The organism is Actinomadura madurae (genome assembly GCF_047130825.1).
Lineage (GTDB): Bacteria > Actinomycetota > Actinomycetes > Streptosporangiales > Streptosporangiaceae > Spirillospora > Spirillospora madurae.
In genome coordinates, this window is the sequence record NZ_CP083237.1 from 1086313 (window position 1) to 1101941 (window position 15629).

A 15629-nucleotide genomic window follows, 5' to 3' on the forward strand; every position below is an offset into this window, starting at 1 on the left:
GGCCGTGCACCGGCCCGCCCGCCGACGCGTCACTTCCTATGAACCAGTGCGGGGAACGCCCGGGAGCCACCGGCCGGCGGTGCGGGGACCACCGGCCCGGCCGCCACGCCCCGGCGTCCCCGGACGCGGCCGCGACGGGACACGGCCGCGCACCGAGGGCCGCCGAACCACGGGGGACCGGCAGAGGGTGAGGAGACGGGGCAGTGCACACCACGGGGACCAGCACCACACGACCCGCAGCAGGCGACGACGCGACCATCAGCGCCATCGGGGGCGCCCACGACACCGTGAACGACAGGCCCGGCGCCGCCGCGGGCTGGGACCTGGACCCCGGCCCCCGCGCCGCGTCCCGGGCCCGCGCCCTCACCGGAGAGGCCCTGCGCCGCTGGCACGTCACCGACCCCGCCGCCCTCGACGACATCGTCCTCATCGTGGACGAGCTCGTCACCAACGCCGTCGTGCACGGGTCCGGACCCGTCCGCCTCACCCTCCGCCTGGACACCGCCCCGGACGGCACGGTGCCCGGCGAGCCGGTCCGCGCGGCGGGCGGCACGGCGGACGGCACGGCGGGCCCCGCCCCCGGCGGGGCGCCGGCGGGCACCCGGCAGCCCGTGCGGCTGGTCGGGGAGGTCAGCGACGCCGCCTCCGCCGTGCCCCGCGTGCCCGCCGAGCCGCCCCGCGTCCTGGACTGGTCCGAGGCCGGCCGCGGGCTGCTGCTGGTCGCCGCCCTCGCCACCGAGTTCGGCGCCCGCCCCGGCCCGTCCGGCAAGACGGTCTGGTTCACCCGCCACCTCTCGCGCCCGCCCGGCCACCCCACCGCCAACGGCAGCGGCGCAGTCAACGGCACGGCCGGCGGCACGGCCGGCGGCGCCGCGCGGAACTGACCCGCCCGACCGGGTCAGGCCTGCAAGGGGCAGCGGTCCACGACCCACGCCTCCTCGTCGTCGCCCGGCGGGACCGGCGGCTCGTCGGTCAGCCGGTCCAGATGCCACTCGATGTGGGCCAGCGGGCCGCGCCAGCCCGCCAGCAGGTCGGCCAGGAAACGCGGCGGGCCCGGCGGCCCGTAGGGGCGGGGGTCGGGCAGCTCGTCCTCCCACAGCGCGTCGTCGCAGCCGGCCGCCCAGTGCCCCACCGCCTCCAGCACCTCCTGCAGGTCGCGGGCCAGATCGCCCAGCGACCGCAGCGCCATCGCGTCCTGGATCATCCGCTCCCGCGCGTCATAGGGCATCTCCCGCCCGAAATCGGGCGGGAACGCGGGCGGGCGGCCCGCCAGGACCGGGTCCTCGCCGGTCGCCGCCGACCGGATCGCCGCCGCCTGCCACCGTGTCCACTCCGCCAGGTGCCCCAGCACCCCGCGCAGCGCCGCGGCCCCCTCGCCGCCGCCGCGGACCTCGGCCGCCGCGTCCCGCAGCCGCGACCGCACCAGCTCCAGCCGGTCCAGCGTCCACGCCCGCGCCCGCGCGGCGCCCGCCGGACCGCGCGGCGCCGGCTCGGCCGGGGGACGCGGCATCGGCACCCGCAGCGCCGCCAGCAGCTCGTCCAGGTCGCGGACCTCCGCGCCGCGCCCCGACAGGAACGCCGCGCCGATCCGGTCCAGGCGGAACATCCGCGGCCCGTCCCGCATCCGGCACCACCCCACCAGGTACTCCCCGTAGGGGGCGATGACCAGGCCGTGCGCCTCCACGTCCCGGAAGCTGCGCGCCCCCGCCTGGTCGGTGTAGGCGAGCCGCACCACCCGGCGGGTGCGGACGGCCTCGGCCAGGGCGTCGCGCACCGGGCCCGTCAGCGACCCCGCCTCGGTCAGCGGCGCCGGCGCCTCGGGTTCGGGCAGCACGTACCCGCGGCCCTTCTCCGCCCGCACCGGCAGCCCGCCGTGCGTCAGCATCTCCAGGTCGCGGCGGACGGTCCGCTCGCTGACCCGCAGCCGCGCCGCCAGCACGGCCGGGTCGAGCGGCTCGGGGGAGGCCGCCCTCAGCTCCGCGATGAGCTCCAGCAGCCGGTCTACACGGTCCACGTCACCCATCGTGACCTCGCCCACCGACATTCCGCCGCCGGGCAGGGGCCCAAATCCCCCGCGGGCAAGGGGAATCGGGCCCGCGGGGTCGGGCCCGCGGGGTCGGGCTCGGCGGGGTCAGCGACCGGACAGCTCGGCCGCCAGGCCCTCGAAGTCGGCCGCCGTCAGCGACAGCGCGCTGCCGATCGCCTGCGTCGCCTCCGCGCTGCCCAGATGCCGCGTCGCCGCCCGGTCCAGGTAGGCCTCCACCAGCCGCGCGCCCGTCAGCCGGCCGCGCGGGCGCAGCGACCCCACCTCGCGGTCCACCACCGCCCAGGCGTCCGACCCGAGGCGCAGGCTGCGCTCCTCGGCCAGCAGCCGGACCAGCGCCGAGCGCGCCTCCGGGGCCGCCAGGTCCGGCAGCCGCACCGCCCGCAGGTCGGTGACCAGCTCCGGTGACGCCGCCGACAGCTCCCCGACCCGGTCCGGCTCGCACGTGGCCAGCAGCGCGGTGTCGTTCACGCCCTCCAGCCGCGTCCGGTACAGCACCGACGCGTACGCCGCGCCCTGCGCCTCGTCCAGGATCAGGCCGTCGAGGCCGTCCAGCAGCAGCACGTGCCCGGCGTGCTCGTCCAGCGCGGCGCGCAGCCCGTCGGGGCCCTGCTCGCGCAGGTCCTCGGCGTGGACGGCGTGGACGTCGCCGCTGGAGGCCTCCACCTCCGCCAGCGCCCGCGCCACCATCCGGGCCAGGCGCCGCTGGCCGCTGGACGGCGCGCCGATCAGCAGCAGCGCCGGCGCCGACGCGCTCGACACCTCCTGCCCGCGCAGCCGCCGCGCCCACTTGCCGCGCCGCCGCACCTCGGTCACCACGCGCTCGATGTCGTCGGCGCCGCACAGGAACCGGATCCCGTACGCCTCGGCGACCTGCGGGCTGTGCTCGGGGACGGGCGCCGGCGGCACCGGGGGCGGCGGCTCGGGCACCGGCGCGGGCGGCGGCGGAAGATCCGCGTGCGGCGCCGGCGACGGGGCGGGCGCCGCCGGGGCCTCCGCGCCCGGCCACGCCGGACCCGGGTCGAGCTGGGTCCGGAACGCGTCGTCCAGCTGCGTGTTCTGCGGCTCCGAAGGCCACGCCGGCCCGGGACCGGCCTGCGGCCACGCCGGTGCGGCGGGCTCGGCCGCGGGCGGACCCGGCGGCGGGGCCGGCGGCGCAGGCGGAGGCGGCGGAGGCGGGGTGGACTGGCGGCCGGGGGCAGGCGTGCGCCGCGTCGGCGGCGCCTCCTCGAACAGCAGGTCCGCGGAGGCCTCGGGGGGCGGGTCCGCCGCCGGAGGAACCGCCGGGGGAGCGGGCGGCGGGGGGATCCGCGGCGGCGGCGTGTCGGAGCCGAACGGGTCCGCCGAAGGGGCTGGTGGGGGCGGGGCGGGCGCCTCCTGCGGAGGGGGCGGCTGCGGGCTCGGGAACGGCGCCGGCGACTCCGGCGGAGGCGCGGGCCGGGCCGCATGCGGGGCGGGCGGTTCCGGGGCCGACGGCGGCGGGACCGGCGCGGCCGGCGGCGGGACCGGCGCGACCGCGGGCGGCGGGCCCGGGGCGTCCTGCGCGGGCTCGGGCACCGGCGCGACCGGCTGGTCGGTGCCGGAGGTGGCGCGCTCGGCGGCCATGTGGGCGCGGGCGGCCTTGATGATGTCCCACGCCGACAGCTCGTCGGTGGAGGGCGGCGTGTGCATCGCCGGGGACGTCAGCTCCGCCGCGACCGCCTGCGGCACCGCGAACCCCGTCGCCGGCGGCGGCACCTGCGCCAGCCGGCACCACGTCAGCCCGAGGGTGTAGGTGGTGGACAGCAGCGCGGCGAGGGCGTCGGGGTCGTCGCTGCGCAGGGTGTCGGGGAGCCGGCCGTCGCGCGGCCACAGCGACCGCAGCGGGTTGGCCGGGTCCGACAGCACCGCCTGCAGCGTCCGGGCGCTGTCGGTGTCCAGCCAGCGCTGCAGCGCCGGCAGCGCGCCCGGCGCCGCCTGCAGGTCGGCCGCCAGCACCGCGATCCCGGCGCGGCGGACCTCGTCGTGGCCGCGGCCGGGCGCCGCCGGGCGCGGCCCGGTCAGGCCCGCGACGATCTCCTGCAGGTCGTACAGGGCCAGCCGCAGGTACTCGCCGGGGGCGGTGTCGCGGACCATCGGGGTGGCGTACTCGGCGGGGCAGCGGCGCCGCCACTCCTGCAGGATCGCCTCGGGCCCGTACCGGACGGTCGCCAGGTCCTGGTTGACCATCCGCAGCGACGCCGCCGTCACCGCGGCCAGGGCGTCGGCGCCGGGACGGAACCGCGGGTCGGCCTGCAGCCCGGCGGCGACCTCGTACATGACGCGGGCGATGTGGGCGGCGCCGCCGCCGTCGCCGGCGCCGAGCCGGTGGACGTAGTAGCCGGCGAGGGTGCCGAAGTCGGGCGGCATCATCCAGTGCAGCTGCTCGGCCGAGGTCGTCAGGAACGGGATGAACGACTCGATCAGCGGGTGCTCGGTCAGCACGACGGGGGACCCGGCGCACCACAGCAGCGCGCCCCACGCGGCGGCGACGGTGCTGGGCGTCCCGGGCTGGAACATCGGGTCGCGCTGGGCGAACTGCTGCGGGTTGACCGCCAGCGCGGTGGTGAGGGCCTGGGAGATGCGGGCGACGACGGCGGTGTCGGGGACGGGCCCGAGGAACCCCAGCGGCGCGACGCGCCCGGCGGCCAGGTCGGGGCCGGTCGGGAACAGCTGCGGCGGGACGGGCGGTGTCCCGGCGCCGCTCGGCGCGGGGACGGCGACGCGGCGGTCCTCGAACTGCGCGGGCGGCGGGCAGGGGTGCCAGGTGCCGTCCAGGCCGCACCGGTACCAGCGGCCCCACGCGCCGTAGAGCCACCATTCGCCGGCGCCCCACAGCATCCGCGCGGCGATCTGGGCCGCGCGGTCGGCCGGCGGGGCGGTCTGCCACCACGGTGAGGCCACCAGCTCGCGCACGTTGCCCTCGACCGAGGCGAACAGGTCGCCGCTCGGGCCCCCTCCGGTTCCGCCGGGCGCCGCCCCGGCCGCCTGCCAGCTCATCCGGCGAATAGTAGTCGCAGCGGACGGTTCGTCCGGCATCGCGCACGTTACGGACAGGTGGCCGGCGCTCTGTGAGGGGACGATCCGCCACACCCCCCGGCTCAGGCCTGTGCTCTGTGGGGCGACGCCCCCCACCCCGGCCCGGGCCCGCGCCATCGACGTGTAAGGACCGTTATGGAAGGATGCTCATTAGCCCGCCGGGGGTGGGCGCATCGGCGGACCACGCGACCCGGGGGTGAGGATGGACGCCGCCGCACGTGACGGCGCCGCGCGGACCCGCGCGTGGGGCCTTTTCCTGGCGCTGTTCTCCTCGGTGTGCTTCGGCGCGTCCGGGCCGTTCGGCAAGGCCCTGATCGAGGCCGGGCTCGGCCCGCTGCAGGCGGTCTGGCTGCGGATCGCGGTGGCGGCGCTGGTGCTGGTCCCGGCCGCGGTGATCTGGCGGGGCCGGGCCGCGGCCCGTGGCCTGCGCCCCCACCTGCGCGCCCTCACCGTCTACGGGCTGACCGGTGTCGCGGGCTGCCAGGCGTGCTACTTCGTCGCGGCGTCCCGGCTGCCGGTGGGGGTGGCGATCCTGCTGGAGTTCAGCGGCCCGGTCATCGTGCTGGGATGGCTGCGGGTGGTGCGCCGCGCCCCGGTGCACCGCACCGCCGCGGCCGGCGTCGCGATCGCGATGACCGGCCTGGCCCTGGTCGTGCAGGTCTGGACGGGCCTGTCGCTGGACCCGGTCGGCCTGGCCGCCGGGCTCGGCGCCGCCGCCTGCCAGGCCAGCTACTTCCTCATCGTCGACCGGCTCACCGGCCGCGTCGACCCCCTGGTCATCACCTGCGCCGGCAGCGTCGTGGCCGCGGCCGCCCTTGCCGGGCTCGCGGCGCCGTGGGCGCTGCCGTGGGACGTGCTGGGCGCGGCCGTGCCGGTCGCCGGTCACACCGCGCCCGGCTGGACGCTCGTCGCCTGGATCGGGATCGTCAGCACCGTCCTTGCCTACCTCACCGGGGTCGCGGGCCTGCAGCGGCTGTCGGCGCAGGTCGGCGGCGCGATCTGCTACACCGAGGCCGTCGCCGCCGCCCTCATCGCCTGGGCCGCGCTGGGCGAGCGGCTCACCGCCGTGCAGATGCTCGGCGGCGCGGTCGTGCTGACCGGCGCCTACATCGCCCAGCGCGCCGCGGTGCCGCCGGCGGGTCAGGCGCTGTCGCCGCGGAACCGGCGGACGCCCAGGAACACCGACACCGCCGGCAGCACCACCGCGACCAGCGCGCCCTCGGCGACGGCCGCCGAGGCGTAGTCGCCGAGGAACGCCGCCCGCGCCGCGTCCACCACGTACCGGAACGGGGTGAGGCGCGACAGCGCGTCCAGCCATCCCGGCGCCAGGCTCATCGGCAGCAGGATCCCCGACAGCAGCATCAGCGGCAGCGTCACCGCCGACAGCAGCGGCGCGAACGCGTCCTCGGTGCGCGTCCTCATCGCCAGGACGTAGGACAGCGACGCGACACCGACCGTCAGCGACACCACCAGCAGCAGACCGGCGGCGATACCGCCTGCGGGGGCGCGCAGCCCCAGCGCGAGCCCGGCCGCGACCAGCAGCAGCCCCTGCACGGCGATGACGGCGGTGTCGCGCAGGACGCGTCCCAGCAGCAGCGCGGTCCGGCTGGCCGGGGTGACGCGCAGCCGCTCCACCACCCCCGACCGCAGGTCGGCGATCAGCCCGAACCCGGCGAACCCGGCGCCGAACAGCGCCAGCTGGATCAGCACGCCGGGCACGAACACCTGCCAGGCGCTGCCCGCGCCGAACCCGCGCACGTCCACCAGCTCCGACAGCAGCGGCCCGAACAGCACCAGGTACAGCAGCGGCTGCATCAGGCCGAACACCACCGCGACCTTGCTGCGCAGCGTCTGCCGCATGTACCGCAGGAAGATCAGCCGGGTGTCGGACACGGTCCGGGCGGCAGAGGACATCGGGGGCACTCCTTGGTTCGGGCGGGTCGGCCGGGGGAGGGGGAAGCGGGGGCGGTCAGGCGGCGTCGCGCAGGGAGCGGCCGGTGACGGCGAGGAAGACGTCGTCGAGGGTGGGACGGGCCAGGCTCAGCGACGCCAGGTCCACCCCGGCGCCGTCCAGCGCCCGCATCAGCGGCATCAGCGCCTTCTCGCCGTCCTGGACGGTGAGCCGCACCGCGCCGCCGGCGACCGCGGCCTCGCGGACTTCCGGCAGCGCCGACAGGGCGGCGCGGGCCGCTCCGGCGGCCGAGGCGTCGGCCAGCGCCAGCGTGACGACGTCGCCGGCGACGCGGCGCTTGAGGGCGGCGGGCGTGCCCTCGGCGACGATCCGGCCCCGGTCGATGATCAGCAGCCGGTCGCACAGCGCGTCGGCCTCGTCCAGGTAGTGGGTGGTCAGGAACACCGTCGTGCCGTCGCGGTCGCGCAGTGAGCGGACGTGGTCCCACAGGTTGCCGCGGCTCTGCGGGTCCAGCCCGGCGGTCGGCTCGTCCAGGAACAGCAGCGGCGGCCGGTGCACCAGCCCGAGCGCGACGTCCAGGCGGCGCCGCTGCCCGCCCGACAGCGACCCCGCCGGACGCGCCGCGAGGCCGTCCAGGTCCAGCCGCGCGCACAGCTCGGCGATCCGCGCCCGGCGGCCGGTGACGCCGTGCAGGCGGGCCTGCAGGTCCAGCTCCTCGGCGACCGGGACGGCCGGGTCGGTGCCGCCGCCCTGGGCGACGTAGCCGATGCGGCGCCGCACCCCCGCCGGGTCGGCGCGCAGGTCGCGGCCCGCGACCCGCGCGGTCCCCGCGGTCGGCGCCAGCAGCGTCGTCAGCATCCGCAGCGTCGTGGTCTTCCCGGCCCCGTTCGGGCCGAGGAACCCCACGATCTCGCCGGCCGCGACCGACAGGTCCACGCCGCGGACGGCCTCGACCGTCCCGTGCCCGGCGGTGAAGGTGCGGGCCAGCCCGCGCGCCTCGATCACGATGTCCTCCCTCAGAGCGATGTCCACAGAGTAACCACAATTTTGCAGTCACACCAAATTTATAGTGACATCAGTGAAGGTATATTCGCCGGCATGGGCGAGCACACCCTGCCGGGCGCCGGGACAGAACCGGAGCTGGGGCTGCGGGAACGCAAGAAGCGCCAGACGCGGCGCCGCATCTCCGACATCGCCACCGGCCTGTTCATGACGCGCGGGTTCGACGCCGTCACCATCGCCGACGTCGCCCGCGCCGCCGACGTGTCGGTCAACACCGTCTTCAACTACTTCAAGACCAAGGAGGACCTGTTCTTCGACCGGCAGGACGAGATGATCGAGGCCGCCGGACGCGACTTCCGCGACCGCCGCCCCGGCGAGAGCGCCGCCGCCGTGTTCCGCCGCCGGTTCTTCGAGGGCCTGGACGCCCGCTCCTACCAGACCGCCTTCCACGAGGGATCGGAGGTCTGGACCCGCACCGTCCGCGACAGCCCCGCGCTCACCGCCCGCAGCCGCGAGATGATCCGCCGCGCCGAGGACCACCTCGCCGGGCTGCTCGCCGAGGACACCGGCGCCGGCCCCGGCGACATCGCCCCCCGCGCCGCCGCCGCGATGATCCTCGCCGTGCAGACCTCCCTCGTCGAGCACATCGCCGACCGCAAGAGCGCGGGGGAGACTCTGGAGGAGATGCGCGAGGACGTCTACGCCGCCGCCGCACGCGCCTTCGACCTGCTGGAGCACGGCCTCGGCGGCTACGCCGCCGCACCCCCCGCCCACGGGACGGGGGAAAGCGACGGCGGGCCGCCGGCCGCCGGAAAATGAGTGTCGGACCGCTCCCGGTCGTTCCTACACTCCGTGATTGCGGAGGCCGACAATCATGGACATCCCCACACTGCTCACCCACCTGCAGCACCACGACACCGCGCTCACCCTGCCCCGGGGCTCGGCCCCGCGCTGGGACGACGCCGACCTGCACCGCGCCGCCCACACCGACGACGCCGAAGGCTACGCCCTGCTCGGCCTCGCGCCCGGCGTGCGGCCCTGGCAGCGCGCCCGCGTGCTCCTGCAGATCCTGGCCGCCTCCCAGGCCGGGCTCGGCGACCGGGCCCGCGCCGTCCAGGCCCGCACCGCCCGCGTCCTGACCCTCGGGCTGCCGCCCGGCCACGTCATCACCGTCCTGCTCACGCTGCGGCGGCTGCGCGCCAACCACAAGCACACCACCCGCACCGCGCTGCGGTTCGTCCTGGAGCACCCCGGCGCCGACGCGCTCATCGCCGCCCGCCGCCCCGCCCTCCTGGACTGCTTCGAGCACGCCCTCGGCACCGACACCGCCCGCGGCTGCGCCCGCCGCATCCACGGCGGCGACACCGGCTCGGACTACCTGCGGCGCCGCCTGCTGCGGTTCCTCACCGACCCCGCCGCCGCGCCCGCCCGCGTCCAGGCCCTCTACGGCACCACCCGCGAGCCCGCGCACCTCCCGGTGCCGGACGAGCCCGCGCTCGCCCTCGACACCCTCCGGGAACGGCCCGCCACCATCACCGCCACCAACCGCGGCGACATCGCCGCCACCCTGGTCCACCTGTACCGGGGCGGCCCCTCCGAGGACCTGTACGCCGCGCTCGGCCGCCAGGTCGACCAGGCCGCCCGCGCCTTCCCCCGCTTCGCCGGCACGCTCGCGCTGGTCCTGGACGCCTCGGCGTCGATGCGCGGCTACGGCGACCGCGAATGGGCCGTGCTGTCGCAGGCCGCCGCGCTGCGGATGGTGCTGTCCCAGGTGTGCGACCGGCTGGAGGTCATCGAGACCGGCGGCGACGAACGCGCCCCCCGCGGCGCCACCGACCTGGCCACCGGCGTCCTGGACGCCCTCGGCGCCGACCCCGACCTGGTCGCCGTCGTCTCCGACGGATACGAGAACGTCTTCCCCGGCGACCTGGCCCGCGTCGTGGCCGGCATGCCGCGCGCCGGCATCACCACCCCCGTGGTGTTCTGCCACGCCATGTTCACCGGCGGCGACGACCTCGCACTGCGGCGCCCCGCCCCCTCCCTCCCGCAGCGCGGGTTCTGGCACCAGGACGACTTCGACGAACTCCTGCCCTGGATGTTCGGGCACTGCGACGCCGGCGCGCCCTGGCTGCGCACCGCCCTGCACGCCCGCCTGGACGCCCTGGAGCGGCGGGCCGACGCCCTGGCCGCCCGCCTCGCCGCCTGAACACCCCGCACGAACAAGCCGGGCCCGCACCGACCGAAGGGAGCACCGCATGACCGAGATGACGGCGCTCGACACCCTCCTGCCCGGCCCGCTCAGCCTCGCCGGGCACCGCCTGGGCACCCCCCAGCAGGCCGGCGCCCTCACCATGGTGCCGATCTCCGGGCCCTCCCACCCCGGCCTCGTGCCGCCCCGCACCGGCCTCAAGCTGACCGGGGTCCCCACGTACGGGCAGGTCGAGCTCACCAACGCCGCCTCCTCCGGCGTCGCGATCGTCCCCCTGCACATCGGCTACATCCAGGACGGCGCCCAGAACCACGCCCTGTGCCGGTCGGCGTTCCTGGCCGCCGGGCAGACGCTCCGCTTCGAGGACGCCTGCTGCGTCCAGCAGGGCCAGGGCGGCTACCTCGCCGGACGCGACCAGTGGTTCTTCGTCCTGCCCGTCGAACTGCGCGCACGCGCCCTGGAACTGCGCGGCGTGAGCAGCTACACCAAGCTGTGGCACGACATCGCCGACCTCAACGTGCGGCACGGCCTGCCGCGGCGCGGCCACCTGGAGCAGATCCTGTCCCGCAAGCGGCCCGTGCTGACCCGGTTCCAGTCCCGGCTGGAACCGCAGCCCGGCCAGATCGGCGCGCTGTTCTTCGTCTCCGGCGCGTTCGCCGGCCTGGAGATCACCCCCGACCCCGGCTACTTCGCCGAGATGTGGACCGCGCTGGCCTGCTTCGCCTACGGCGTCGCCGCCTGGCACGCCGAACCGGCCGCGCCCACCGCCCCCGACCCCCTCGACACCGGCGGCCGCACCGGGCTCGCCGCGCTGCGCGGCGCCCTGGACCACCACCGCGCCGCCCGCCTCGCCGAGATCGGCGGCCGGATCGCCGACGCCTTCACCGACCCCGCCGCCGACCTGGTCGAGGAGGACCGCTACCTGAACCTGCGGCTGTCCACCGTCACCGGCCCCCGCCTGGCCGGGCAGGTCGTCACCGACGGCGACCGCACCGTCTACGCCTCCCTGTTCGCCCGCTGACCCCCGGGGCGACCCCGCGGAAAAAGGGGTTGCCCCGGGGACGCGGCACCCGCTTCAATCAAGACGGCCGCGGGAACTGTGCCGGGCACGTCAGGCGGAACCCCGATTCCACATCGGAAACGCGCGACGCTGAGGCCGTCGTTACGGCGATCAAAAGCCTGACGAGGCGCCGGCCGTCTGTCCCGCCCCGTCCAGATAGGGCTCCAGCGCCGACCTGACCTGCGGCGGCATCTCCCTCTTGGCCTTGGACGGCGGGTCGATGAACACATGCCGCACCTCCCCGTCGGCGATGAGGCGCCCACCCACCCGGAACACCGGACGCACGATCATGCTCGTGGTCCCCAGATGCGCCAGCGGCATCGACACGTCCAGCAGATCGTCGAACCGCGCGCCCTCCCGGTAGCGGATCCGCGCCTCCGCCACCACCAGGTCGTAGCCCTGCGCCACCATGTCGGCGTAGTCGCCGAACAGCTCCCGCCACATCTCCGTCAGCGCCACGTCGTAGAAGAACAGGTAGTGGCCGTTGAACACCACGCCCTGCTGATCGCACTCGCTGTACCGGACCCGCAGCCGATGCGTGAACACCTCACCCATACCGGATCATCCTGCACCATCCCCGCGACCGTCCCGCGTCGTCCATAACGCTCGCTTCTGGCTTGGAGAAGAACCATCTCTTGGACTTCTGGACGGGCGGCGACCACGATGGGAGACGCAAGCCGCGCACATCGGGGAGGAACCCATGACGGAACACGACAAGGCCATGCGGCCCGAGGACATCACCCGCCTGTTCGTCGAGCGCTCCAACGCCGGCGACGCCGCCGGGGTCGCCGCGCTCTACGAGAAGAACGCGGTCCTGGCCTACCCGCCCGGCTCCCAGACCGTGGGACGCGACGCCATCCGCGAGCTGTGGGAGAAGGTCCTGGCCGGCCGCCCCCGCTTCGAGCCCGAGGAGCCGCTGCCGACGCTGGTCAACGGCGACATCGCCCTCACCTCCACACCGCCCCGGGACGGCGCCGGCGCCCGCGCGCAGGTCGTCCGCCGCCAGCCCGACGGCAGCTGGCTGCGCGTCATCGACCAGCCCGAATTCGTCCCACCCGCCGACGCCTAGAAGCCCACCCGCGGCCCGCCGTCAGATCATCGGCCGCGACCGATGTCCTGATCAGGGGGCCCGTCCAGGAGGATGTCAGGTGCGTCGTCCGGGGTGGCTCGCTCCAAGCGCGCTCCAAGCGCGCTCCACCAATCGGAGAAGGCGGGGATGACGCAGAAGTCCGCGTGGATCGTGCCGGGGAGCCGCGCCGGCTCGACGCCGTACAGTTCGGCGGTGCGGGCTCGGGCCAGCGGCCCGTCCAGCAGTGCGTCCGAGTCGCCGGACTCGCAGACCAGCCCCTCGTCCACCGGGAGCTCGGTGTAGGTTCCGCTGGCCTTCAGGAGGGAGTCGGTCCAGTCGCCGGGCCCCGCGTCGTCGGTGACGGCGCACCGGTCACGCGGCTCGGCGGAGATGTGCCCACATGCGCCTGGGCCTGCTCGGCCAGATCCGGAGCGACAGGGATGCAGGACGTCCCGCCTGTCGAGGATTGCCTGAGCAATGTCGTCACCAGCCACGACCACATCCTTGTCCGTCGGGTCCAGACGACTAACGGTGCGACTCCGGAGATCTGCGGGACTGATGTTCCTCCGGAAGGAGACACAATCTGCCGAAGCGAACCGACAATCGACGCCGTTGGAGATGGAGGTCGAGGCGGCCGGTCACTCGCGGGTCGTCGCCGGCTGCTTCTCGGGGCCGGCGCCGGCCTCCGCCGCGGGTGCGGGCTCGGGTCGGACTGCACCCGCCGTGGTGCCCGACGCGGCGGACGCCGGAACGGCGTCGCTGAGGCCCAAGTTGAGGTGCTCGACGTGGTAAACGGCCTGGTCGAGGAGTTCGGCGACGTGGTCGTCGTGCAGCGCGTACACCACTGAGCGGCCTTGGCGGGTGCCGACCACCAGGCCGAGGTTGCGCAGCAGCCGCAGCTGGTGGGAGCAGGCGGACTGCTCCATTCCGACCTCGGCGGCCAGCTCGGTGGCGGGCAGCGGGCCCTCGCGCAGCCGAGCCAGGATCAGCAGCCGCGAGGGGGTGGCCAGCGCCTGCAGCGTGGTCGCGACCCGGGCCGCGGACGCGGCGTCCAGCCGCGCGCGCGACGCCCCGCCGGCGGCGGTGCCGGACCGTTGCGGCGCTCCATGACCCATGCGGGCCATGCTACGACACCCATGAAAGCATGAATTGTTGTTCATGTGTTCCTGATGCGGTGGACGCCCCGGCTGTAATCCGGCCGTTTCCGGCTTCCTGCTCATGAAGGACGCTGCCCATGACTTCCCCCCTGACCCCGGCCGGCCCCACCGCTCCGGGCGAGGGTGCGGCGCCCCGGCGCCGCACCCGGGTGCTGGCGCTGCCGGAGGCGCGGTGGGCGGCGGCCGCGCTGGTGCTGTTCACGGCCGGGCTGCCGGTGTACCTGCTGGACGGTCCGGCGTGGGCGTGGGGGGCACTGTTCGCCGCGACCTATGTCACCGGCGGGTGGGAGCCGGGCTGGGCGGGGCTGAAGGCCCTCACGGGCGGGACGCTGGACGTGGACCTGCTGATGGTGGCGGCCGCGTTGGGCGCGGCGGCGATCGGGCAGGTGCTGGACGGGGCGCTGCTGATCGTCATCTTCGCCGCCTCCGGGGCACTGGAGGCGGTCGCGACCGCCCGCACCGCCGACTCGGTCCGCGGCCTGCTCGACCTGGCCCCCGCCACCGCGACCCGCCTGGCCGATGACGGCGCCGAGCACACCGTCCCCACCGGCCGGCTGGCCGTCGGCGAGACCATCGTGGTGCGGCCGGGAGAACGGGTCGGCGCCGACGGCCGCGTCCTGGACGGGGCGAGCGAGGTCGACCAGGCCACCATCACCGGGGAGCCGCTGCCGGTGGCCAAGCAGGCCGGGGACGAGGTGTTCGCCGGCACCCTGAACGGGACCGGCGCGCTGCGGGTGAAGGTCGAGCGCGACCCGTCGGACTCGGTGATCGCGCGGATCGTGGCGATGGTCGAAGAGGCGTCCGAGACCAAGGCGCCGACTCAGCTGTTCATCGAGAAGGTCGAGCAGCGCTACAGCGTGGGAATGGTCGCCGCGACACTGGCGGTGTTCGCCGTCCCGCTCACGTTCGGCGCCGGGCTGACCGAATCGCTGCTGCGCTCGATGACCTTCATGATCGTCGCATCGCCGTGCGCGGTGGTGCTGGCCACCATGCCGCCGCTGCTGTCGGCCATCGCCAACGCCGGACGGCACGGCGTCCTGGTCAAGTCCGCGGTGGTGATGGAACGGATCGGACAGGTCGACCAGGTCGCCCTCGACAAGACCGGCACCCTCACCGAGGGCGTCCCGCGGGTCAGCGACATCCGCCCGCTGCCGGCGGCGGGCCTGACCGAGGAGGAACTGCTGAGGCTGGCGGCGGGAGCCGAGCATCCCAGCGAGCACCCGATCGCCCGCGCCATCATCGACGCGGCGGGCGCCCGCGGCCTGGACGTCCCCGCCGCGGCCGACTTCGCCTCCACGCCGGGCACCGGCGTCACCGCCACCGTCGATGGCCGCCGCGTCGCGGTCGGCAGCCCGGCCCGGCTGCGGACCGGCACCGGCGGCCACCCCGCCGCCGCGGTCGCCGAGCGGCTGGAGGAGCAGGGCCGCACCGCGGTGCTGGTCGAACTCGACGACACCCCGGCGGGGGTACTCGGGATCACCGACCGGCTCCGCCCCGACGTCGCGGCCACCGTCACCGCCCTGACCGTCCTCACCGGCGTCCGCCCGATCCTGGTCACCGGCGACAACCCGGCCGCGGCCGCCCGGCTGGCCGCTGACGCCGGCATCGGCGACGTCCGCGCGGGCCTGCTCCCGGCCGACAAGGTCACCGCCGTGCGGGACCTGCACGCTCAGGGCCGCAGAGTGCTGGTCGTCGGCGACGGCGTCAACGACGCACCAGCGCTGGCCGCCGCGCACACCGGCATCGCCATGGGCCGCGCGGGATCCGACCTCGCGCTGGAGACCTCCGACGCCGTCATCGTCCGCGACGAACTGGCCGCCATTCCCGCGGTCATCTCCCTGTCGCGGCGGGCCCGGCGGCTGGTAACGCAGAACTTGGTCATCGCCGCGGTGTTCATCACCGGCCTGGTCCTCTGGGACCTGGTCGGCACGCTGCCGCTGCCGCTGGGCGTCGCCGGCCACGAGGGCTCCACCGTCATCGTGGCGCTCAACGGGCTGCGCCTGCTACGCGGCGCCGCCTGGCGCCGGGCCGCGGGCGAAGCGGCGACCGAACCGTCCTGACCACCACCGAGCCCCCTACACCGACCGGCAGGCACCGGCGCCGCCGGACCCTGACAGCC

At 76.0% G+C, this 15629-nt stretch carries 14 protein-coding genes; 7 read left to right on the forward strand and 7 right to left on the reverse strand.

Going from position 1 to position 15629, the window contains the following annotated elements; translation table 11 throughout:
* The first annotated feature begins 203 nt into the window (after positions 1-203).
* On the forward strand, positions 204-884 hold the full coding sequence (locus K8Z49_RS04945; protein WP_412517690.1) for an ATP-binding protein: 681 nt from the start codon (positions 204-206) through the stop codon (positions 882-884).
* Positions 885-898: 14 nt separating this feature from the next.
* On the opposite strand, the gene K8Z49_RS04950 is transcribed toward K8Z49_RS04945, so the two are convergent.
* Positions 899-2014: a helix-turn-helix transcriptional regulator gene (locus K8Z49_RS04950; RefSeq protein ID WP_412517691.1), complete on the reverse strand. Its 1116-nt coding sequence runs from the start codon at positions 2012-2014 to the stop codon at positions 899-901.
* Between the two features lie 117 nt (positions 2015-2131).
* Positions 2132-5062, reverse strand: coding sequence for a hypothetical protein (locus tag K8Z49_RS04955; protein WP_412517692.1), 2931 nt, complete (start codon positions 5060-5062; stop codon positions 2132-2134).
* Positions 5063-5303: 241 nt separating this feature from the next.
* On the opposite strand from K8Z49_RS04955, the gene K8Z49_RS04960 reads away from it, so the two are divergent.
* Positions 5304-6344, forward strand: coding sequence for an EamA family transporter (locus K8Z49_RS04960; RefSeq protein WP_024936802.1), 1041 nt, complete (start codon positions 5304-5306; stop codon positions 6342-6344).
* Here K8Z49_RS04960 and K8Z49_RS04965 read toward each other — a convergent pair.
* Both K8Z49_RS04965 and K8Z49_RS04970 read right to left on the reverse strand, forming a co-directional pair.
* Complete coding sequence (locus K8Z49_RS04965) at positions 6242-7015, reverse strand: ABC transporter permease (protein ID WP_412517693.1); 774 nt, start codon at positions 7013-7015, stop codon at positions 6242-6244. The two genes, K8Z49_RS04960 and K8Z49_RS04965, sit on opposite strands and share 103 nt — an antisense overlap.
* A gap of 55 nt (positions 7016-7070) precedes the next feature.
* The gene (locus K8Z49_RS04970) at positions 7071-8018 is read right to left on the reverse strand and encodes an ATP-binding cassette domain-containing protein (RefSeq protein ID WP_021598875.1); all 948 of its coding nucleotides are present in this window, start codon (positions 8016-8018) and stop codon (positions 7071-7073) included.
* Positions 8019-8111: 93 nt separating this feature from the next.
* Here K8Z49_RS04970 and K8Z49_RS04975 point away from each other — a divergent pair, with 93 nt between their 5' ends.
* From K8Z49_RS04975 to K8Z49_RS04985, 3 genes are read left to right on the forward strand one after another with little or no spacing between them, the layout of a single operon-like run.
* Positions 8112-8834 (forward strand): TetR/AcrR family transcriptional regulator, encoded by a 723-nt coding sequence (locus K8Z49_RS04975; RefSeq protein WP_412517694.1) that lies wholly within the window; start codon positions 8112-8114, stop codon positions 8832-8834.
* Positions 8835-8889: 55 nt separating this feature from the next.
* On the forward strand, positions 8890-10221 hold the full coding sequence (locus tag K8Z49_RS04980) for a hypothetical protein (protein WP_021598877.1): 1332 nt from the start codon (positions 8890-8892) through the stop codon (positions 10219-10221).
* Positions 10222-10270: 49 nt separating this feature from the next.
* Positions 10271-11245 (forward strand): ARPP-1 family domain-containing protein, encoded by a 975-nt coding sequence (locus tag K8Z49_RS04985; protein ID WP_111831605.1) that lies wholly within the window; start codon positions 10271-10273, stop codon positions 11243-11245.
* A gap of 150 nt (positions 11246-11395) precedes the next feature.
* On the opposite strand, the gene K8Z49_RS04990 is transcribed toward K8Z49_RS04985, so the two are convergent.
* Positions 11396-11839 carry an acyl-CoA thioesterase gene (locus K8Z49_RS04990; protein WP_021598879.1) on the reverse strand — a complete coding sequence of 148 codons (444 nt, stop codon included), beginning with the start codon at positions 11837-11839 and terminating at the stop codon, positions 11396-11398.
* A gap of 145 nt (positions 11840-11984) precedes the next feature.
* On the opposite strand from K8Z49_RS04990, the gene K8Z49_RS04995 reads away from it, so the two are divergent.
* Positions 11985-12353 carry a YybH family protein gene (locus K8Z49_RS04995; RefSeq protein ID WP_111831606.1) on the forward strand — a complete coding sequence of 123 codons (369 nt, stop codon included), beginning with the start codon at positions 11985-11987 and terminating at the stop codon, positions 12351-12353.
* Positions 12354-12379: 26 nt separating this feature from the next.
* On the opposite strand, the gene K8Z49_RS05000 is transcribed toward K8Z49_RS04995, so the two are convergent.
* Both K8Z49_RS05000 and K8Z49_RS05005 read right to left on the reverse strand, forming a co-directional pair.
* Positions 12380-12847 (reverse strand): hypothetical protein, encoded by a 468-nt coding sequence (locus tag K8Z49_RS05000; protein WP_412517695.1) that lies wholly within the window; start codon positions 12845-12847, stop codon positions 12380-12382.
* A gap of 144 nt (positions 12848-12991) precedes the next feature.
* Entirely contained in the window at positions 12992-13468 is a 477-nt protein-coding gene (locus tag K8Z49_RS05005) for an ArsR/SmtB family transcription factor (RefSeq protein ID WP_412517696.1), read from the reverse strand.
* A 119-nt stretch (positions 13469-13587) separates the two neighbouring features.
* Between K8Z49_RS05005 and K8Z49_RS05010 the strand changes: the two genes are divergently transcribed.
* The gene (locus K8Z49_RS05010; RefSeq protein ID WP_412517697.1) at positions 13588-15570 is read left to right on the forward strand and encodes a heavy metal translocating P-type ATPase; all 1983 of its coding nucleotides are present in this window, start codon (positions 13588-13590) and stop codon (positions 15568-15570) included.
* Positions 15571-15629 lie beyond the last annotated feature (59 nt).